Source organism: Zunongwangia sp. L-65 (assembly GCF_056859415.1).
Map to the genome: position 1 here is coordinate 30,053 of NZ_JBSXOK010000025.1, position 21,329 is coordinate 51,381.

The 21,329-nt window shown below is 37.4% G+C and carries 15 protein-coding genes; 1 reads left to right on the plus strand and 14 read right to left on the minus strand.

The window, feature by feature from the left end; all coding sequences use genetic code 11:
* Positions 1–99 precede the first annotated feature (99 nt).
* The 9 genes from AC13DP_RS01380 to AC13DP_RS01420 form a co-directional block, all read right to left on the minus strand.
* Positions 100–1,230, minus strand: coding sequence for a DUF4625 domain-containing protein (locus tag AC13DP_RS01380; protein WP_347406432.1), 1,131 nt, complete (start codon positions 1,228–1,230; stop codon positions 100–102).
* A 412-nt stretch (positions 1,231–1,642) separates the two neighbouring features.
* Positions 1,643–4,021, minus strand: a complete 2,379-nt coding sequence (locus AC13DP_RS01385) for a TonB-dependent receptor (RefSeq protein ID WP_483067190.1) — start codon at positions 4,019–4,021, stop codon at positions 1,643–1,645.
* 74 nt (positions 4,022–4,095) lie between these two features.
* Positions 4,096–4,437 (minus strand): hypothetical protein, encoded by a 342-nt coding sequence (locus AC13DP_RS01390; RefSeq protein ID WP_347406430.1) that lies wholly within the window; start codon positions 4,435–4,437, stop codon positions 4,096–4,098.
* 169 nt (positions 4,438–4,606) lie between these two features.
* Positions 4,607–6,223, minus strand: coding sequence for a D-xylose transporter XylE (gene xylE / locus AC13DP_RS01395; protein ID WP_347406429.1), 1,617 nt, complete (start codon positions 6,221–6,223; stop codon positions 4,607–4,609).
* Between the two features lie 126 nt (positions 6,224–6,349).
* Positions 6,350–7,723 (minus strand): glucuronyl esterase domain-containing protein, encoded by a 1,374-nt coding sequence (locus AC13DP_RS01400; RefSeq protein WP_483067191.1) that lies wholly within the window; start codon positions 7,721–7,723, stop codon positions 6,350–6,352.
* A 128-nt stretch (positions 7,724–7,851) separates the two neighbouring features.
* Positions 7,852–9,123: an SGNH/GDSL hydrolase family protein gene (locus AC13DP_RS01405; RefSeq protein ID WP_483067192.1), complete on the minus strand. Its 1,272-nt coding sequence runs from the start codon at positions 9,121–9,123 to the stop codon at positions 7,852–7,854.
* A 38-nt stretch (positions 9,124–9,161) separates the two neighbouring features.
* Positions 9,162–10,199: an aldose epimerase family protein gene (locus AC13DP_RS01410; RefSeq protein WP_347406426.1), complete on the minus strand. Its 1,038-nt coding sequence runs from the start codon at positions 10,197–10,199 to the stop codon at positions 9,162–9,164.
* A gap of 240 nt (positions 10,200–10,439) precedes the next feature.
* Positions 10,440–12,359, minus strand: coding sequence for a sialate O-acetylesterase (locus AC13DP_RS01415; protein WP_347406425.1), 1,920 nt, complete (start codon positions 12,357–12,359; stop codon positions 10,440–10,442).
* Positions 12,360–12,362: 3 nt separating this feature from the next.
* Positions 12,363–13,478 carry a glycoside hydrolase family 43 protein gene (locus tag AC13DP_RS01420; RefSeq protein WP_013072446.1) on the minus strand — a complete coding sequence of 372 codons (1,116 nt, stop codon included), beginning with the start codon at positions 13,476–13,478 and terminating at the stop codon, positions 12,363–12,365.
* 294 nt (positions 13,479–13,772) lie between these two features.
* Between AC13DP_RS01420 and AC13DP_RS01425 the strand changes: the two genes are divergently transcribed.
* The gene (locus AC13DP_RS01425; RefSeq protein ID WP_013072447.1) at positions 13,773–14,810 is read left to right on the plus strand and encodes a LacI family DNA-binding transcriptional regulator; all 1,038 of its coding nucleotides are present in this window, start codon (positions 13,773–13,775) and stop codon (positions 14,808–14,810) included.
* A gap of 40 nt (positions 14,811–14,850) precedes the next feature.
* Here the strand turns inward: AC13DP_RS01425 and AC13DP_RS01430 are convergent, their stop codons facing one another.
* Genes AC13DP_RS01430 through AC13DP_RS01450 form a run of 5 tightly spaced genes read right to left on the minus strand, consistent with a single transcriptional unit; the run spans position 14,851 to position 21,215 of the window.
* Entirely contained in the window at positions 14,851–16,137 is a 1,287-nt protein-coding gene (locus AC13DP_RS01430) for a TRAP transporter large permease (RefSeq protein WP_483067193.1), read from the minus strand.
* A gap of 2 nt (positions 16,138–16,139) precedes the next feature.
* Positions 16,140–16,598, minus strand: a complete 459-nt coding sequence (locus tag AC13DP_RS01435) for a TRAP transporter small permease (RefSeq protein WP_483067194.1) — start codon at positions 16,596–16,598, stop codon at positions 16,140–16,142.
* Positions 16,595–17,575 (minus strand): TRAP transporter substrate-binding protein, encoded by a 981-nt coding sequence (locus AC13DP_RS01440; protein ID WP_347406424.1) that lies wholly within the window; start codon positions 17,573–17,575, stop codon positions 16,595–16,597. Before AC13DP_RS01440 ends, AC13DP_RS01435 begins: the two co-directional genes overlap by 4 nt.
* Positions 17,576–17,605: 30 nt before the next feature.
* Complete coding sequence (uxaC, locus tag AC13DP_RS01445) at positions 17,606–19,003, minus strand: glucuronate isomerase (protein WP_347406423.1); 1,398 nt, start codon at positions 19,001–19,003, stop codon at positions 17,606–17,608.
* Between the two features lie 4 nt (positions 19,004–19,007).
* Positions 19,008–21,215 carry a glycoside hydrolase family 3 N-terminal domain-containing protein gene (locus AC13DP_RS01450; protein ID WP_347406422.1) on the minus strand — a complete coding sequence of 736 codons (2,208 nt, stop codon included), beginning with the start codon at positions 21,213–21,215 and terminating at the stop codon, positions 19,008–19,010.
* Positions 21,216–21,329 lie beyond the last annotated feature (114 nt).

The following is a 21,329-nucleotide window of genomic DNA, read 5'->3' on the forward strand; positions in this document are numbered from 1 at the left end:
CTTTATATAGTTAAGCGAAATAACCGAAAAAGCCTGTAAAACCAAGCATGTATTGCTTTTACGGTTGTAAAACTAACTAAAAACCTAGCTTAACTAATCTTATTCAGTAACATTAAAATGAGCATCTGTAGTGGCAACATTTCCCTCGTGGTCTGTTACCTCTAGTGATAAATGATATTCACCTGTTGCAGCATCTGCAGGTACATCGATATGCTCATGAAAATCTACACTGGTTACCTCTTCGTAATCAAAAGATTTTTCAAACTCCCATCCATTTTCTCCATCTTCAAAGTGAATATGTACTTCTACTGTCTCTATACCATGGTCTCCTGATATTGCAGCTTCAACGTGCAATTCTTCTCCGGCTTTTACATTTTCATCTACTGTCATGTCTGCAATTGTAATCGCATCAGCATCGTTATTTCCATCGGTAATATGAAAGTGAGCACCTTCTGCATGCGTATGTCCTTCAGCATCAACAACTGTAATCGTCATATGGTATTCTCCTAAAGCTGCATTTTCAGGAATATCGATATGCTCATGAAACTCGGCTGAAGTACCAGAGTAATCTTCATAAGTTTCATCGAAAGTCCATTCTATCTCTCCATCTTCAGGATCTAGACCGTGACCATGGATATTTACAGAAACAGAGCTTATTCCATGTTCTGCAGTTAATTGTGCTTCAGCATGCAACTCCCCTCCACGAACGGCGTCTTCACTTTCGATATCTGTGATTGAAATCCCATGTTCTTCTCCTGTATGATCTTCACCTATAATAAACTGTACATAAACCTGGTTTTCGTTACCTGACACATCGATTACAGTAATTCCCAAATGATAAGGACCTTCTGCTATGTTATCTGGTATTTCGATATGCTCGTGGGCATGATAAGTCTTAGGTGTTCCCTCTATTTGGAAACTTTGATTATAGGCCCATGGGCTAATTGTACTAGCCTGTTTCGTTCCTACAGTATTATTTAAAACACCGGAGTGTGTATGACCGTCAAAATTGTTATGAATGTCAACTTTATAAGATGCTAAAGCATCGTTATCACTTAAATCGATATCAAAATGCAATTCTCCACCTACCTGAAAAACTTCGTTTTCTACCGGATCGTTAATGGTAATTTCTGGTTTTTCACTATCCAGAATTTCATCGTCATCATTGCTACATGAAGCAAAAAAAGTAAGTGTAAAAAGTGCTATAAGTTTTATTGATAAATTCTTCATCTTAAAATTTAGTATTATAATTAATTATCCTTTCTAAGGATTCACGCCGTTGGGGCTATATTATTTAAATTTGGTAATCTGTATGTGTACTTAAAAACAACCATCGGCGGACCCCGAACGTAAAATCTTAAGTAATAAAATGTTTTATGGCTCCTACTAATATCATAGAAAACATTCTTAATCACTATCAGTACAGATTCTTCTATATAATCTATCTTAGGAAAGATCCCGCGATATTCTGCCTGCAAAAAGTGATTACAAATATGTGGTGAGGCTATTTGCTGAAAACTAAGCTCATGAACCTCGAAGGAATTAGCATGCTCGTTTAAAATGATATGGGCGGACCATAAAATTGGACCCACCGGCAATAAAGCCAACAAAAACAGACTACTATATTTTAACCAAAACTTTTTCATGATTGCCCAAAAGGAATTTTAATACTCAGTTGAATATTTCTTCCCATTTCTGGGATCTGCAATCGTCTGTAAAAACTGGTGTGATTAAAGTATTTAGTATTCAATAAATTATCGATCCTAAAATTAATGTTGGCTTTAAAACCATCAAATTCCAGAAGGGTTTGATAACCTACTCCCCACAGGGAATATCCTGGTGTAATTTCCTCTCCTTGCGCAATTCGATCTTGCTGCATTACCGATCTATTACTAATGCTTACTTCTGTAGCATTAAAAATTTTAGAATCGGTAAAAAGCTGATATCCTACCTCTGTAAACACATTATTGGCCGGAGTAAACGGCAAAGGATAATTTCGCGACCGGTTGGACGTGAGCTGTTGATTGTAAATATATTCTCCTGCCACACCAAAATGCCAGCGTCCAAGCTCTTTATCAACCTGAAGTTCTACTCCGCTAAGCAGCGCTTCAGATTCAGTATACTTATATAATTGGCCTGAGTGCGGTAATAAAGAAAAGGTTCCACTAGGACGCAGAAAAATATAATTATTGAAAAAATAGGCATAAGGAGTTAGATTAATATTCCAAGAATTTTCCCTGTAATTTAAACTCACATCTGCCATAAATCCCTGCTCGGGATCCAGGTTAGGATCACCCTGCTCATGTCTAAACGAACCATGATGAATACCATTGGCCCCAAGTTCTATGGCTGTGGGTAAACGAAAAGCGGTTCCCAGATTAATCTTGCTGCTAAACTGGTCATTAAACTGATGGTCCCAGCCCAATCTTATATTAAAACTTGTAAAATTCCTATCAAGATCCTGACTACGTTGTGCGTAAGAAGTCGCGGTTTCTTCAGATTGATTATTTCCTATCAAAAACTCATAAAGGTTAGGATCGTAATAGCCCTTCATATCTATCGTACCGTAATCAAAACGTAGTCCTAAAGTCCATAAGTTCACTTGCGAAGGTTCGAACTCATGGATGGCGAATATGGCATAGTTAGCCGATTGATATTCTGGTAAAAGAAAATTGAATCCTTTGATTTTGTTAGATTTCCATTGGGTATCCAGTCCTAGGCGGGTTTCATGTTTTTTGCTAAAAGTATGATGGTATGTTGCTTTGGCTCCATAAGTATCTAAATCAAAATCCAATTCCAAATTTGGATTAATTTCGGGGGGTTGCTGTCCCGCGTAATGGGTATGAAACAAACTCCATTCCTGGCGATGATTTCTTTGGAAAGAAAGATCTATATCCAATTTTCCATTCTCAAAGACAAAAGTCGAATTATTAATAATCTTAAAGTGGGTAGCACGTTGAAAGGGTTCTTCTATATTTCGAGTATCCCCATCTGGCTCTACCCTGCTTATATCAGGAATTCCGTGTGAGCCGGGAAAGAATCCCGATTTTTGATATACTTTACTTAGACTTATTGTTGAGGAAAATCGTTCTTTTACGAGCCCAATTTGGGTATACCAATCCAGCTCTTTACCTGCGGTATTTTTTAATTGCTCGTCGTAAATAGGAATATCGAAATTAAGATATGAAATTTGATCTGTAGGTAATTTATAATCTCCAAAAGAAAGCCCCGTTAGCTTCCCTTTTACAAACCAATCATCTTTCTTATAAGCGATTTGGGCAGAGCCACCTAAACTATTATTTACGCTTTTCGCAAAGGTATACACACTACCAGACAATCCCTCGTTAGGAATATTGTTGTTTTTGATACGTACTACCCCTCCTAGAGCATCACTACCATAGGCGATAGATCCTACGCCTTTAATAATTTCAAGATCCTCTACCTGTAGAGCGTCAATCTCCAAACCATGATCGGCACCCCATTGCTGTCCTTCCTGTTTCACTCCGTTTTCTGCTACTGCAACACGATTTAAGCCAAGACCACGAATAATAGGTTTTGAAGCTCCAGAACCAATTTGCATCGCATTAAATCCCGGTAATTTTTCGAGACTAGAGGCTAAAGAACCAGAAAATTGATTTTGCAAATAATCATTATCAACATATAAAACTTGCTGACTGGTCTTTTTATGCTGATGCCCCTCCAACATCACTTCTTCCAGACCATTTATCGATTGCTTTAAAACAAAATCTAATGTTCTATTTTTATGAAGTTGAACTACGGTATCTACCGGTGTAAAGCCAATAATTGATACATGAACTTTATAATTCCCTTCAGGTAGTTTTGCCGAATAATTGCCTTCTTCTGAAGTCCAGAAATATTGTTCACCAATTTTAACATAAGCCCCATCCAGGGCACTCCCTTTAGGCGATTTTACGTGACCTGATAACTCAAAAGTCGAGTTTTGAGCAAAAGCATTTAAATTAAACAGGGATAAGCATACAACTATCCAAAAAACTCTCATAAGATAATTCCGTAACTAAACATGTAACATGACCTGAAATAGAAGAAACAATTTTCAGGTATTTAAAACATTAATTAAGCACGGATAACCGGGGGAGCCCGTAAAGAAAAATAAGGATCTGGAAACTCCCAGATAGTTTGTGTAAGTGAAAGTGAATAAACCGATTCTTTAGTCGGAATAAAAAGATCGAAAGTGAAAAACTCGGGGCTATTAAAGCCGGAAAAATGAAAATCACAGATTTTACAATCCATACCAGACTTCACGATATTCTTGTCCATCTGAACAATGTGAGTATGATCTTTTAATCCCGAATGCTGAGCAAAGCCGTGTTCAAAAATATGAACATAGGGATATACCAACGCAAAAACAATTAAGAGCGCGGTAAGAATAGCAGTATATCCTGATGCTTTTTTCATTGACCGCAAATGTAGGAACTATTTATGCGCTTACAAGAAATTTCTTCTTAAAATATATAATCGATTTACCTAATTTGGTTAAAAATCAAGATATCCTAGTTTTAAAAAAACGAAATGAATTGACTTTCAATACTGTATGTTTTAAAATAACTTTTGTGGATTAAAACTTTTATTCGTCTTCTTTTTTCAGCCAGAGTTGTTCCATATCTTCTAGTGACCGGCCTTTGGTTTCTGGTACAAACTTCCAAACAAATACTGCAGAGATTACCGCAAAAGCACCATACACCCAATAAGAAAATCCATGATTAAAGTTTTCTACTAAAAATGGATTATTGTTCATTATTGGGAACGTCCAGGAAATAACAAGATTCGCCAACCACTGTACCGCAACCGCAACCGCCATCACTCCTTTAATCGAATTTGGGAAAATTTCTGAAAGTAATACCCAGGTTACCGGTCCCCAGGAAACCGCAAAAGCAGCAATGTAAACCAACATAAGTATTAGGGACGTAAAGCCTACGGTACCGGCAAATAAAGAAAAACCTAAACCTATCATACTTATTCCCATCACCACACTACCTATCAGCAATAACTTTTTACGTCCAAAATTATCTACCGTCATAATAGCAATTACCGTAAAAATCATATTTATAGCTCCTACAATAATAGTTTGCAACATCGATGCATTAGTATCTACACCCATTCCTTTAAAAATCTCTGGAGCGTAATACAAAACCACGTTTATTCCTACAAATTGCTGAAAAACCGAAAGTAATAAACCAACAATAATTACCGGCCATCCATAAAATAACCAGTGTGCTTTCTTGGTTTTAAATGAGTTTTTAATCTCAATAAGAATACGATCTGAAGAAGCTTTCACATTCAATTTATCCAAAATCGACTTGGCTTTATCTTCATTTCCTTTCATAACTTCAAAACGCGGGGTTTTCGGCATAAAAAGTAAAAGCACAAAAAACAGAAAAGCAGGAATTACCTCAGATAAAAACATATAACGCCACCCCAGATCTGTAATCCACTCTTCGCTTTGTCCCTTTACGATAAAATAGTTTACAAAATATACCACCAACATACCGGTAACAATGGCGAGCTGATTACAGGAAACCATTTTTCCCCTGATATTCGCAGGAGCCATTTCAGCAATATAAAGTGGTGCCAACATACTGGCGATCCCAACACCCATTCCGCCAATAATCCTATATATGATAAATGAGGAAAGGGTCTGAATCCCAAAAATATTAAAAGCTTCAGGATATCCAGATCCTAAAGCCGATAGTAAAAACAGAACAGCCGAAATCACTAAGCCGTTTCTACGCCCAACAGAATTCGCTATAAAATCGCCGAAAGAAGCTCCTAAAATACAGCCCACTAATGCGCTGCTAGTCATAAAACCTAATATCGAATTTCTTAGATTCTCGGTTAAGACATCGGGAAGATCTAAAAAGTATATTTTAAATAACGGAATTGAAATAAGAAGAAAAATAATAATGATAGCGATGGATGTCTTTTTTTTAAAAAACTTAAACAGAAAGTAAAAAAATAAGACTAAAATTCCCATAGAAGTAATGCTAATAATACTCTTAAATTCGATAATAGCGCTAGAAGCTAAAACGTTATCGCTATCGAGCGGATTAATGAAATAAGTATTCATGGCGCCTACCGCACCAGAAATCACTGCGGTATCATACCCAAATAACAAACCTCCAAGACTTGCTACAAGTGTGATTAGGATAATAAGTTTATTGTTGAAAGAGTTATTGTTTTCCATTCTACTAATAGTTATTTAGACTACAAGTATAATCTAAATTTATATATTTTTCAATAAATAAGCTTCTTTTTTATCAGTTAATAATTTTAACTGCCGCAATTCATTCAGAGCGTCAAAAATTCATGTTTAAAATTGCCAATATTTGCTTGCCCATGCAATCCATGTACTCCAATTTGGGCCGGTACTGTGGCCGCCTGCATGCTGTCTAAAGGCAATTTCCCCATCTACAAGAGCGGTACCCATTTTTGGAAATCCTGAAGTTTCAAGTCCTTTTTTCCCTAACAGTTCATACACCGGTGTGGCGTAAACACCAGACAAAAACATTCCTTTGGCGTCTACCCAATGTCCTTCGATAAGATGTGAACCAGCACTTATAAATACTGGTCTTGGTGCACAAAGAGCAATTAATTGATGGGCATCTACAGGTAAATCTTGGGTTTCCATTACCGAGGCATATTTTATAAAATTTCCGCAAAACCAATGATACTCACCTGGGCTTGCAAGATTTTCTACTTGTTCTCCAAAATTTCTACGTAGCAACGAAGTTCCTCCCGCCCCGGCCGAACCAAAGAAACCAAGAGAAATTCTTTGGTCGAAAGCCATACTAACTATGGCAGCTTTACCATATCTGGATACGCCTTCTACTGCAATTCGGTTTTCATCTATTTTTGGGTTCGTTTCAAAATAATCGATGGCTCGACTTGCGCCCCACGCCCAGGCTCTTAAAACTCCCCATTCATCGGGTTTTCTTTGCTTACCATGATTTACCAATCCTATGATTCCGGAAGTCAGCCCTGCACCATTATCAGCCTGAATACTACTAGGCACTAAAATAGCATACCCCATATTTTGCGATAATAATTGCTGTTTCCATTTAGGTTCATAGGAAGAAAAAAAGTAGCTGTCTGGTTCATCATTAGCCCTCATGAAAGGAGATTTTATAAACCCGAATTCCATAACTAATGGCACTGCTTTTTTTGCGCTTTTAGGTATCCCAACTAACAGCTCGATTTTCACCTCAACTGCCGGATAGGCAGAATTATCCACAAGCCCTTCTAAAAGAAGCTCGCTTACCGGATAAGAGTTTATAAGAGTATCTTTTTTAGAAACAATATTCCATTTTACATCTGGAATATGATCGGGTAAATGACCATAGATTGAAGTTTCAAAATCTTCAACAATTTCGGGTCTTCGGATTTCCCACCATTCCCTGGAAGTATTGATTTGTTTACCTTCATTGCTAACTAATACTTCAGGTAAAACATAAGATCTTACTTTACTTTCATCAAAATTGGCTGCATTTGGATCAGTTGGATCTCCAGAAGGCCCCTGTCTATTTTTAGCAGTGATTCCTAACTGATGTTTCATCTGCATAAAATGCTGATAGTTTAGTTTATGAATACTATCCTGAGAAGATTTTCCATCCTGAGCTTCCGCACAAAGACTTAACAGAAAAATACTAAGTATAAATATATCGGATACTGACCTTAGTTTGCTCATAAGCTTATGAATACTAGATAGAAAGACAGCCTAAAACTGCTTTCTTTATATTTTCTAATTCCTTTGTTAAACCACTTAGGTGCACTCATTATTCCATTTAAATTATAAGAATTGGTCGAGTTCTGGTTTTATTTTTTAAACAAAGACAAATCAACAGCCTCCCCCATCACCTCATATCCTTTTTCGTTGGGATGCAAATAATCACCAGATTGTAAATTCTTAGCTATTACATTGGGTTCTTCTGGGCTTTCCAAAACTTTAGCAAAATCGATCACAGCATCAAATGCGCTGCTATTTCTAATCCAGTTATTTACTTTTTGCCGGGCCTGTTCTCTAAAGTCTTTATAATAGAAAGATTTTTGAATGGGAGTAATGGTACCACCGTAAACCTTTATATTTTGAGCATGTGCTTTTTTAATCATCGTTTTATAGGCTTCAATTAATTTATTCGCTACTTTAAAGGCAGCGGTACTATCTGGTGTTGCACCAAGATCATTTACACCTTCCAGAATGATCAAATACTTTATTGAACTTTGATTTAAAATATCACGATCAAATCGGTTTAATCCTGTGGGTCCCAAACCACCTCGCAACACAGCATTTCCACCAATTCCCATATTAAGCACTCCTATATTTTTTGTCCTGGAATGCTGCGTTAACCTTTCGGCTAAAATATCCGGCCAGCGATTTTGTTTATTGGTGCCTGACCCACGGCCATCGGTGATCGAATTTCCCAAAATTGCAACGGCTGAAGCCTCTTTTCCGGCCATAACATCAAGTGTATTTATTATATACCAGTGGTCTGTAGTTATCGCATTCTCAAAAGCATTTTCTTTAATATTCTCGTTTCCTTCGACTAAATAGGAAGTTGTTCTAGAACCGGGGTGCCCCGTAATTTTTTCTGCAGTTTTGCCGAATTTTATAGTAATCGCTAATCTGTCCCTTGCCTCAAATTCAAAGGCCAGTGCATCCGAGAATACGGCTTCTCCGGCAGGCATAGTTACTTCAGGGCTTCCATTAAATTTCAATGTTTTTACCGTTGAAGTTTTAACCAAGGGCTGCTCTGTCACTATAGCAATCTCTACAGATATCATTTCCACCGGGAGATCACTAAACGCATTAGAAAATTTTAAGCGAATGCTTTTCCCTCCCAGAGACGGACTAATAATTTGCCGCAAAGTTTTACCAGTTAACCCCGGTGCCGGCGGAACGTTTCTTGGCTCTACCAATTGTGGAGCCGTACTCCAACTCCCAACCCACTTTTGTTGATTTTTAGAATCGTTTTGAACGATAGAGGAGGAAGTTCCACAAGACGCTAAAAGCATTAGAAAAAGTACAAAAATCACATTACGCTTTCCTATAAAACCTTTTACGAATCTATATTTTAAATGTCTTGACATTCTAAAATCTTATTTGTTAAAGCTGAATTTGATATTCCCTATTTATCTTCCCTTGCTTTTACTGAAAATTGATACACTGTTGTTGAAGAAAACTCTTCTCCTGCCTTTATAACCACTGAGGGAAAAGCGGGTTGATTTGGTGAATCGGGGAAATGCTGTGTTTCAAAACAAAAGCCGGAACGTTTTTCATAATTCCCTGGCTCATTGGGAATTTTCAAGCTTCCATCTAAAGAATTACCGGTGTAAAACTGCATTCCCGGCTCGGTTGTAAATACCTCTAAAAACCGACCGCTCCCCTCATCATAAGCGGTGGCAGCTAAAGTCAAATCGGAATGATCTCTATTTAAAACAAAACAATGATCATAACCTCCGGCTGTATTTAACTGGTCATCATTTACATCGATAGCTACACCTATTCTTTTTGGAATCCTAAAATCAAAAACACCCTCTTTTACAGGTCTAATTTCCCCAGTTGGTATGTTTCCTGAAGTTGGCAAAAAAGCATCAGCATTAATGAACACCTCATGATCAGTGATTTTCTTGTTAAAATCTGCTGTTAGATTAAAATAAGAATGCTGAGTGAGATTAATCACCGTTGCTTGATCTGAAACTGCATAATAATCAATCTTTAACTCATTCGCATTGGTAAGTTCGTAATACACTTTCACTTTTAAGTTGCCGGGGAATCCCATTTCCAAATGCGGACTATCATAGGTTAAAAGCACTTTAGTATCACTTAGTTTTTTTACAGTCCAAAAAACGGCATCAAAACCTCCAATACCGCCATGCAGGCAATTTGTCCCTTCATTATTATTAATCCTGAATGATTGCCCATTCAATTTAAAACAGGCATTTGCTATTCGGTTAGCATATCTCCCGATTAAAGCACCGATAAATGGATTGGATTTTAGATAATCTTTTGTATTTAAATGTAAAACCACATTCTCAAAATTTCCATTTCGGTCAGGAACTTCAAGATTGGTAATTCGTCCTCCATAATTAATTAAATGAAGCTTTAATCCATTTGCATTTTTAAGGAGATAAGTCTCAATCTTTTGTTCAGTTTTAATACTCATTACTATTTTTTTATTGATAATCTCTGACTTCTTTTGAAGCTGAGTTCGATATAAAAGTTTATGCAGGCATTTTGGATCATTGAGTGAATTTTCAAGGAAAATTTGTATCGAAATGCTACCAAAATGGAAACTTCGATACAAAATCTTTTGCCAAGATTTCACTCAGTTTCCGAAATTTTCTTAGATCGAACTCAGGTTTTAAAGTCAAAGCCAGAGATTATATAAGCAACTACTAAAATTTTATCTGTTTTGTTTCCATTGGTCTGTTCTAAATGGTGATGCCGGAAGGTCTTCCTTATTATATAAGTTCGCATTCTCCGGGTTATCGGCCCATGCGTATCTTACCGCCACGGGATGCTTTACCTGCGGGCTATAAACTATGACCTTGTCTCCTTCAATTTTCGCTTTAGCCCAAACAAATTGCTTATCGTTTCCGGCTATGGCAAAACCTTTTAATTCTTGATTATTTTTTATTTTTAATCCGCTGCCTACAGCCTCAAAATGTAGGATAATTGAATCATTTTTTATTTCTGAGGAAGTGTAAATGGGGCCAGAAGGCACTACTGAAGCATCTCCATAAGCCAGGTGTTTTGCTGCAGTGGCCAGGCGGTCACTTACCGTTTTTTTATCTAAAGGATGTATATCATTCCATTCCCCAACATCAATAGTTACTGCCATACCGGTATTGGGTACATTTAGGGCTGCCTTTTGAGCTTCACGAAGTCTCGCCCAATTCGTGTCTGTCGGATTTTCTCTACTTTCCATAAAATTAGCCAGCTGAACGAAAAGAAAAGGGAAATTTGAAGCCTCCTGATGCCAGTTTTCTCGCCAGCTCTCAATCATCTTTGGAAATAATTCACTGTATTTTTCAGGTTCACCGGTGTTTGACTCTCCCTGGTACCAAATGGCACCTTTAATAGAATATTTAAGCAAAGGATGGATCATCGCATTGTAAAGACCTGTTGGTTTCCATCTATAAAAAGTTTGTGGTTGCAAAGCTTCTGTCGCTTTCCCCACTTTATATTTCCAGGCTCCTTTAAGGTCAATGCGCTTTTCTGGAAAATTAATCTCATAAGGTTTATCTGTTACAAATCCGCCCCGTCCCCTTTCACTAATTAGTTTTACCGTGATAGTATTTTCACCTTCGCGAAGAATATTTTCAGGAATTTGATACCTTCTTGGCGGGTATTGATAGGTGGTGTTCCCTACAAAAGTTCCGTTTACAAAAACCGAATCTGCATCTACGATCCTCCCCATTAAAAGTTCTGCTGGTTTTCCCGAAAATTCACTTTTTAAATCAAATTTCTTACGAAACCAAACCACTCCGTTTATCGGTTGTTTCAGTAAACCTGGTAATTCAAATTCTTCCCATTTGCTATCATCAAAATTAGCAGTTTCCCAACCTGATTTTAAACCAGCATCTTCAGCAGTAACAGTGGTGTACCAGTTGCGAATCCGGTTTTGATCTAACTGCTCCAGACTATCAATTACGCCTTCTGGTTTTAGTTTTTCGACTTCAGCAATTGCTTCAGGGAAATTTTTAAGGGCCTTTTCACTCATCCATGCTTCTACCGGTGAGCCACCAAGGCTAGCATCGATTAAACCAATTGGTATTTGATATTCTTCATAAAGATTTTTAGCAAAAAAATAAGGAATTGCCGCAAAACCTTCAATGGTATTTTGGTTTACCGAAATCCAGTTTCCGCCAGAAAAATCGTCTAACTTCTTCGTTAGATTATATTCTTTGGGTACCTGAAAATATCGAATTTCTGCATTATCAGCCGATTTTATTTCTTCAGTATATTTAGGTGCTACACGAGACATTGGTAACTCCATATTCGACTGGCCAGAACATAACCAAACATCACCTACATAAATTGAATTAAGCTGAATGCTGTTTTTTCCGGAAATTTGCATGGTATAAGGCCCACCAATGTTTGGATTTTCCAGCAAAATCTCCCATTTCCCATTTTTGGTACTGGTATTATAGTTTCTTTGCTGAAAACTGACTTCGATATCTTCCCCTTCTGAAGCCCAGCCCCAAATGCGTACATTACTATTACGCTGTAAAACCATCCCATCGCTTACCAGTTTTGGCAAGCGAACCTGGGCAAACAGCGTATTAGCAAATAAAAAGATAAAAATGTAAAAAAAACGCATTGTTTAATTGATTGAATCCTGAACTGCAGCGTTTATAGTTTGGATTGAGCCATCTTCATTAAAAGTAAGTTCGGTCATTTTCACGCTTCTTAAATATGTTTTTCCTTTGGAAAGTGAACTATCATGGAAAAATAAATACCATTTTCCATTAAACTTAACGATAGAATGATGATTAGTCCAACCTAAAACCGGTTCTAATATCACGCCCTGATAAGTAAATGGACCATAAGGACTATCTGAAGTTGCGTATACAATTTTATGAGTATCGCCAGTCGAATAAGATAAATAATAAGTATCATCCATCTTATGCACCCATGCTGCCTCAAAAAATCGACGATCGTTATCCCCGGTAAGAAGATCATTACCCTCTTTGTCTAAAATTCGTATCCTTTTAGGTTCTTCGCTAAATGAGGCCATATCATCAGCCAATTTTGCAATTCTTGGCTCAATAGCCTTAATGCTATCTGCTGGATATTTGTCTTCATCAGCAAAACTTCCGGTTTCCCAACGTTGCAACTGGCCACCCCAAATTCCTCCAAAATACATATAATATTCACCATTGGTATCTTCAAAGACTGCAGGATCTATACTAAAAGAACCTTTAATATAATCGGGCATTGGTTTAAAAGGGCCTTCTGGCTGATCGGCTACCGCAACCCCTATTCTAAAAATATCATTCTTGTCTTTTGCTGGGAAATAAAGGTAATATTTCCCGTCTTTCTCTGCCGCATCGGGCGCCCACATTTGCCGTGCTGCCCATGCTACATCATCTACGTCTAAAACTACTCCGTGATCTGTAACTTCCCCACCTGCACTATCCATAGAATACACATGGTAATCTCTCATATTAAAGTGATTTCCAAGGTCATCTTCAGGCACTCCAGAATCAAAATCGTGACTAGGGTAAATATAGATTTTATCGTTAAATACATGAGCAGAAGGATCTGCGGTAAAATCTTTGGTTACGAGGGGCTCGGTTTCTACTTTTCGAACCTGATTAGTTTGATCTGTTTGTGGAACTTCAGACTTTTCTTCTACTTTCTCGTTTTCCGCATTATTTTTACAGGATGTCAAAATTAAAGTGGCTAAAATTGTAGAATACAAAGAGAGCTTATTCATTTTCAGTTAAGTTTTTAAATTAAGATTATAAATATATAAAAATTAACTCAATCGTATTCGCAAATTAAAAATAGCATAAAGTTTTGATTTAAAATGTTTTACACTTCAAACGAAATAAAAATTTTTGCTTAACATCATAAACAAAAAGCAATCGGTTGCGTAAAACATAGAAAAGACTAAATTTGTTAAATCGTTTAAGCTCTAAAGTAGAGCAAAATTCGTATTTTGCTAATGATGTTGAAAACATCACTGAGCAAAGCATACACTACACCATTAGCTGAAAGAACTAAAATAATGAGCAAAAAGAAAAATAAAGTCGTTACCATTTACGACATTGCCAATCAGTTGAATTATTCTCCCAGCACCATTTCCAGAGCGCTTAAGAATCATAAGAGTATAGGAAAAGATACTACAAAGCAAATACAGGAGACGGCTAAAAAACTTGGATACCGACCTAATTCTTTAGCTGCAAGCCTTAGAAATAACAGGAGTAACAATATTGGTATCCTGATTGCGAGAATTAATCGCCCCTTTATTTCCTCATTAATTAGCGGTGTAGAAAACTCAGCCCGGGCCGCAGGATATAATGTTCTTATTAGCCAATCTGATGATAACTATAAAAATGAAGTAGCCAATGCAAAGGCGCTTTACGATAGTCGCGTTTGCGGAATTGTAGCCTCTCTTAGTATGGAAACTAAAAATGTGGATCATTTTAAGCAATTTATTGAACAGGATATTCCGGTTGTTTTTGTAGATCGTGTACCTTCAGATCTTAATAGTTATCGGGTTATTATCGATAATTATTCCGCTGCCTATAAAGCTACCGAGCATTTAATCCAGCAAGGATGTAAAAGAATCGCACATTTTGCGGGAGCACAACATCTTAATGTTTATAAATTAAGAAAAAATGGCTATATCGATGCATTAAAAGCTCACGATATCGCTCCAGATAAAGACTTACTGATTTATATGAATACCTTGAGTTTTGAAGAAGGTAAAGAGGCGACTTCTAAACTCCTAAACATGAAAAATCCACCAGATGGTATTTTTTCTTCTAATGATACCGCGGCAGTAAGTGCTATCATGCAGGCAAAAGAAAAAGGCGTTAAAATCCCTGATGAACTAGCGGTTATAGGATTTAACGATGATCCTTTAGCTTCTATAGTAGAACCTGCCCTTTCTACAATTTCCCATCCCGCAATGAAGATGGGTGAATTATCTACCAAACGTATTTTAGAACATGCCGATAAAGAAATGGAAAAAGGAGTTTCTGAAATTACCATTCTGGACACCGAAGTCATAATAAGAGCTTCCAGCCAACGCATAAAATAAGTGTATCCTATAACAATTAAAAAGGCTTCCCGAAAAGAGCTTAAAGGCCAAATAATTCAGGTAACCACAAGCTTAACTTCGGGAATAAAATAACCAGCATTAAAGAAATTAGCATTCCTACAAAAAGCGGCATCAAAGGCTTGATCACTTTTTTGATACTGGTATTGGCCACTCCTACTCCTATAAACAAAACCGACCCTACCGGTGGTGTACATAAACCAATGCATAAATTTAATACCATGATTACCCCAAAATGAACTGGATCTATTCCTAAAGCTGTTACTACGGGTAGAAAAATAGGAGTAAATATAAGCACAGCGGGGGTCATATCCATAAAAATCCCTATCACCAGTAGAATCAAATTAATCATAATCATCACGACAATGGGGTTATCACTGTACCCTAATAATGCTGAGGTTACCTGCTCTGGAATATCTGCATAAGACATTACCCAGGACATGGCTATACTCAAAGCAATAAGGATCATGACCAACGCAATGGTTTCAGCTGATTTTATCAGAATTCCTTTTAATTTATCTAAGCTTAGCTCTTTATAAATCAAACCAAGAATTAAGCAATATACTACTGCTACCGATGAGGCTTCTGTTGCCGTAAAAATACCACCAACTATTCCGCCGATAATCACTAATAATAACATCAAACTTGGCAAGGCATCCAAAAAACTTTTTAACACCTCACTGACCGAAGCTCGTTTAGCCGTAGGAAAACCTTTTCGTTTTGCCCAAATTAAGGCAATGATCATCAAGATCAAACCCGTTAAAATCCCAGGAATATAACCTGCTAAGAATAATGCGCCTATACTCACTCCTCCGCTGGCTAAAGAATAGATTATAAAAATATTACTGGGTGGAATCAATAATCCCGTGGTTGCTGAGGTTACATTTACGGCCACACCATATTCTTTGGTATATCCTTCTTCTTCCATTTTCGAACTCATAAAACTTCCGATTGCCGCCGCAGCTGCACCGGCTGAACCGGCAATAGCACCAAATAGCATAGCTGCCACAATATTAACATGAGCCAAACCGCCAGGTAAACTACCAACTAGTGACTTTGCGAAAACAATAAGACGCTTGGCAATCCCACCGCTATTCATTAAGTGCCCTGCCAAAATGAAAAACGGAATGGCTAATAATGAAAAGCTATCCAGCCCGGTAACCATACGCTGAGCTATAGTCGCCACTGCTGGTAAAGAATCGATACTAAACAGCAGGGTGATTAAAGAAGCAATACCTATACTCCAGGCAACCGGGACTCTTATCCCAACGAGAATAATAAAACTAACAGCAAGTATAAATATTTCCATCCTTATCGTTTTAAATCTTTAATTAGAAAACTTATCCGGTAAAAAAGTATACAGAAGCCTGTTATTGGCAAAATAAGGTAGATATACCCCATGGGAATTTCTAAAGCTGCTGAAGTTTGCCAAAGTTTAAAAGAAACATAAACATATCTAAAGCCACCTACTATAAAAATCGCGAACACAAATAAAACAATAAGCAAACTAACGATCAGGTCCATAAGCCTACCGTATTTCTTAATCATCTTCTCTGGCCATAAATCGATAACAATATGCCCTTTTTTCCCCGAAACATATGCCGCTCCTAACATGCTCACCCAAATAAGCAGAAACCGGGCAAGCTCTTCCGTCCAAGAACTTGGGCTATCCATTATATAACGCGCACCTACTCCCCATAATACCGTAATAAGCATTGTGCTTAGTAAAACAACAATGATCCAGCCCAGATAAAAATCAAGTTTCTTCATGGTTGTATCGCTTTTATTTTCTGGATTAAATCGTATAAATCGGGATCTTCAGATTGCAGATCGGTAATAATCTGCTTACTTTCTTTTTTGAATACTTCAATATCCGGTCGAGTAACTTTCACTCCTGCCTGTGTGACAGCTTCAAGCGATTCTTTTTCGGCCGTTTCCCACAATTTGCGCTGTTCTATCGCTGCTTCCTGAGCACTGATGCTTAGCACTTCTTTTTCTTCTTCTGATAATTCTGAATAAATAATAGAACTCATGACCAAAATATCTGGCAACGAACTATGCTCATCTAAGCATAGATTCTTACAGATTTCATAATGCTTAGAAGAATAGAAGCTGGGCAGATTATTTTCGGCAGCATCCACCACGCCCTGCTGTAAAGACGTATACAGTTCTCCCCAGGAAACCGGTGTTGGTGAACCTCCCAGTGCACTAACCAGCTTAATGGCCGTTGGGCTCTGCATCACCCTCACCTTTAATCCTTTTAAGTCTGAAGGTTCCCTGATTGGAGTATCTTTAGTATAAAAGCTACGGCTACCGGCATCAAAATAAGTTAATCCATGTAACCAGTATTTTTCTCCATCAGCCAAGAGTTCTTTCCCTAAATCACTATCATATAAAGCGTAGCGTTGTTCTTTCGATTCAAATAGATAAGGATACCCGAAAACCTTGAGTTTTGGTGAAAAATTTTCCATTACTGCTGAGGAAACTTTGGTCATGGCCAAACTTCCCAGTTGCAGTAATTCTAAACATTCCCGCTCTGATCCTAACTGACTGCTGGGATATATCTTTATTTTCATTTTACCGTCAGAATGAAAAGCCACTCTTTCGGCAAAATATTGCATTGCTTTGTGCACAGGATGATTATTACTGAGACTATGGGCAAGTTTTAATTCTTTTACTGAAGAATCTACATTACATCCAAATAGTAATAATAATACGAAAACAAAAAACAATCTTTTAATCATCATTGTAATGATTTCGCTTTATAACTTTCATCTCTAAAACTTAAAATAATCCTTGGCATTTCCATAGCAAATATTGGCAATGGTACTTCCTACCAAATCCATATCCTGGGGTAATTCACCCGAAGCCATTTCTTTTCCGAAGAGGTTACACAACACCCTTCTAAAATATTCGTGCCTTGGGAACGAAAGGAAGCTTCTGGAATCGGTTAACATCCCAATAAAACAGCTAATTAAGCCCATATTGGAAAGCGCATTCATTTGCTTTTCCATTCCGTCCTTCTGGTCCAAAAACCACCAACCCGATCCCCATTGTACTTTGCCTTTTACGCTGCCATCGTTAAAGTTACCAATCATGGTGGCAAATACTTCATTATCGGCAGGATTCAGGTTATATAAAATAGTTTTGGTCAGTTTATCTTTTCCATCTAAGGTATTTAAAAATCGGGACAATTTTTCGGCCTGACTATAATCGCCTATCGAATCCCAACCGGTATCGGGCCCTAATTGCGCTAACATTCGTTTGTTGTTATTCCGAAGCGCGCCTAAATGGAATTGTTGCACCCATCCAAATTGATGGTAGGTTTCACTTAAAAACAGTAAAATCGCAGTTTTAAATTTTTCAGCATCTGTGGCTGAAATCTCTTTTCCGGAAAGCTTGTTTTTAAAAATCGCATTGATTTCAGCTTCGGTAAATTCTATATAACTCAAAGAACTCAATCCGTGATCGCACAATTTACAGCCATTTTCATCAAAATACTCGATACGCTTCTGTAACGCATCTTTTAAATCTTGAAAACTCTGAATATCAACCTCAGCAACTTTTCCTAATTCTTTTAGATAATCGGTGTAGCCTTCTGCATCAATCAAGATCGATTTATCGGGACGAAAAGCGGTACTTACTTTAATGCCAATATTTTGTTGCTTGATGCTTTGGTGATGTTTTAAATCGTCTGTAGGATCTTCAGTAGTACAAAGCGTTTCCACATTCATCTGCTTTAACAATCCTCTACACGAATTTTCTTGTTGCTGCAATTGTGCATTTACGTTTTTATAAATGGTAGAAGCATTGTTTTCGTTCAGCAATTCATCAATCCCGAAATAACGTTTTAATTCTAAATGCGTCCAATGATACAATGGATTGCGAAGCGTGTGCGGAACGGTTTTCCCCCAGGCTTCAAATTTTTCTTGATCACTCGCATCACCGGTAATGTATTTTTCATTGACCCCCAAGGTTCGCATCGCACGCCATTTGTAATGATCGCCGTTAAGCCAAACACGAGAAATATTTTCAAATTGTGTATCGGCCTCAATTTGCGCGGGAGGTAGGTGGTTATGATAATCGATAATCGGTTGGTTTTTGGCATACTGATGGTATAATTCTTCAGCATACTTATTTTCCAACAAAAAATTATCTGTTATAAAGGTTTTCATATTCTTATTTTAGCTGAAATTGGATCTTTTTTAGCGCTTTTTTTCCTAGTTCTTCATTTCTCTTCAACGGACTGCTACCACCTATATAAATTTCAAAAGCTCCTTTTTCCAGCTTTTCCTTTCCGTTGTCATCAATAAAACTCAACATTTCAGGAGTAATTTCAAAATTCAGTTCTTTTGATTCCCCTCTTTTAAGATGAATATTTTTAAAAGCTACCAGTTCGAAATTAGGTACACGAGAAGAAGCTTTTACATCCTTTAAGTATACCTGCACCACTTCATCGGCTTCAAAATCACCAGTATTTGTTACACTAATACGAGCTTCTACTGATTCTTTTTTCTTTATTTTATCCTTAGATAATTTAATTTCAGAATACTCAAAATCGGTATAACTTAAGCCATATCCAAAGGGATACATGGGTACTACATCCATATATTTATAAGTTCTACCCTCCATCGTATAATCTTCGTAGGCGGGAAGATCTTCAATAGTCATTGGGAAAGTGATTGGCAATCTACCTGAAGGTGAATTTTTACCGAAAATGATATCGGCAACAGCGTTCCCGCCTTCTTCCCCAGGGTACCAAACCAGTAATACCGCATCTGCAAGTTTATGTACTTCAGTTAAGTTCATCGGGCTACCACCGGTTATTATTGCTATTACCGGGCGATCTTCTGCAGCCTCGCTAACTTTTTGTAAATAATCGATCTGGTTTTGCGGTAAATTATAATCCATACGATCACCAAACGTTGGGGAAGCAATAGATTCTCCTTCTTCACCTTCTAAAAGTCCAGAAATTCCCATCACCACAAAGGTAGCATCGCTATTTCCGGCATTTGGAGAAGCCCAATCCTGTGGATTTTCATTGGGAAGATTAAGTCGTGTTCCCATTCTGTATTGTAACTGACTCTCAGGTTTTATAGCTTTTGCGATGCCTTCTAAAACGGTTACCATATCCGGGTTTACTCCGTGATAATTGCCTAACAACACCTCAATATTCGTAGCATTTGGACCTGTTATAAAGTATTTTGAAAGGTTGTTCTTTAATGGAAGAACTCCGTCATTTTTAAGAAGAACGATAGACTTTCGAGCCGTTTCCCTGGCTAAAGCTCTATGCTCGTCACTATTCATCACCTCAACCCCAATTTTATTATAAGGATTGCTCTCTTCGGGGTCAAACAAACCTAATTTAAACCGGGTTTCTAATAATTTATGCAAACGTTTATCAACCAATTCTTCTGAAACCAAACCGTCTTCTACCGCTTTTGCTAAAAAATTATAGGTATCTCCACAATTTAATTCTATACCTACTTCTACGGCTAAAGCAGCAGCAGCTTCTGGTGATTCTACAATATCGTGACCGCTTACAAAATCCTGTAGCGCCCAGCAATCACTCACCACATGGCCATTAAAACCCCATTTATCCCTAAGTATATCATTTATAAGACGGTTATTCGCACAACAAGGCTCGCCGTTGGTGCTATTGTAAGCACACATTATAGTTTCTACATTGGCATCTACCAAAGTTTTAAAAGCAGGCAGATAAGTTTCCCAAAGATCTTTTTCACTTACATCTGCATTAAACTCATGCCTTAATTTCTCTGGCCCACTGTGCACTGCATAATGTTTTGCCGCAGCAGCCGTTTTTAGATATTTATCATTATCACCCTGTAAACCTTTTACAAAGGCTTCTCCCAATTTGGAAGTTAAATAAGGATCTTCACCATAAGTTTCCTGACCTCTACCCCATCGCGGATCCCTAAATATATTCACGTTAGGCGTCCAAAATGTTAGTCCGCCATATTTTCTATGATAACCATGTTTTACCACATTATTGAAATTAGCCCGTGCTTCATCTGAAATTGCTGTAGATACTTTTAAAATTAAATCGTCATCAAAAGTAGCCCCCATCCCGATAGCCTGAGGAAATACAGTAGCTACCCCAGATCTTCCCAAACCGTGTAAAGCTTCATTCCACCAATCATAAGCAGGAATTCCCAATCTTTCAATGGCGGGACTGGCATTTAGCATTTGCTGTGCTTTCTCTTCTAACGTAAGCCGACTTATTAAATCGTCTATTCTCTCGTCCATTGATAAATCTGTATCGTAAAAATCAAGTTCAGATTTATCGATTTTGGTCTGCTGAGCATGCATGATTGCCGTTAAAAACAGCATTAACATGATAGCAAAGAGCTGGCTGTATTTTTTCATTATTGATAATATTTACAGTTTAATTTTAACATAAATCGATTAATGAGGTGAGTTAACAAATAAAACATAAAATCAAATTAAAAGCAACCGATTGCGTAAATTATTTTGTTTACA

Bases quoted from the DNA above. Each gene is read 5' to 3' on its own strand.
- AC13DP_RS01380 (WP_347406432.1), bottom strand. From the start codon at position 1,230: ATGAAGAATTTATCAATAAAACTTATAGCACTTTTTACACTTACTTTT.
- AC13DP_RS01385 (WP_483067190.1), bottom strand. From the start codon at position 4,021: ATGAGAGTTTTTTGGATAGTTGTATGCTTATCCCTGTTTAATTTAAAT.
- AC13DP_RS01390 (WP_347406430.1), bottom strand. From the start codon at position 4,437: ATGAAAAAAGCATCAGGATATACTGCTATTCTTACCGCGCTCTTAATT.
- xylE (WP_347406429.1), bottom strand. From the start codon at position 6,223: ATGGAAAACAATAACTCTTTCAACAATAAACTTATTATCCTAATCACA.
- AC13DP_RS01400 (WP_483067191.1), bottom strand. From the start codon at position 7,723: ATGAGCAAACTAAGGTCAGTATCCGATATATTTATACTTAGTATTTTT.
- AC13DP_RS01405 (WP_483067192.1), bottom strand. From the start codon at position 9,123: ATGTCAAGACATTTAAAATATAGATTCGTAAAAGGTTTTATAGGAAAG.
- AC13DP_RS01410 (WP_347406426.1), bottom strand. From the start codon at position 10,199: ATGAGTATTAAAACTGAACAAAAGATTGAGACTTATCTCCTTAAAAAT.
- AC13DP_RS01415 (WP_347406425.1), bottom strand. From the start codon at position 12,359: ATGCGTTTTTTTTACATTTTTATCTTTTTATTTGCTAATACGCTGTTT.
- AC13DP_RS01420 (WP_013072446.1), bottom strand. From the start codon at position 13,478: ATGAATAAGCTCTCTTTGTATTCTACAATTTTAGCCACTTTAATTTTG.
- AC13DP_RS01425 (WP_013072447.1), top strand. From the start codon at position 13,773: ATGAGCAAAAAGAAAAATAAAGTCGTTACCATTTACGACATTGCCAAT.
- AC13DP_RS01430 (WP_483067193.1), bottom strand. From the start codon at position 16,137: ATGGAAATATTTATACTTGCTGTTAGTTTTATTATTCTCGTTGGGATA.
- AC13DP_RS01435 (WP_483067194.1), bottom strand. From the start codon at position 16,598: ATGAAGAAACTTGATTTTTATCTGGGCTGGATCATTGTTGTTTTACTA.
- AC13DP_RS01440 (WP_347406424.1), bottom strand. From the start codon at position 17,575: ATGATGATTAAAAGATTGTTTTTTGTTTTCGTATTATTATTACTATTT.
- uxaC (WP_347406423.1), bottom strand. From the start codon at position 19,003: ATGAAAACCTTTATAACAGATAATTTTTTGTTGGAAAATAAGTATGCT.
- AC13DP_RS01450 (WP_347406422.1), bottom strand. From the start codon at position 21,215: ATGAAAAAATACAGCCAGCTCTTTGCTATCATGTTAATGCTGTTTTTA.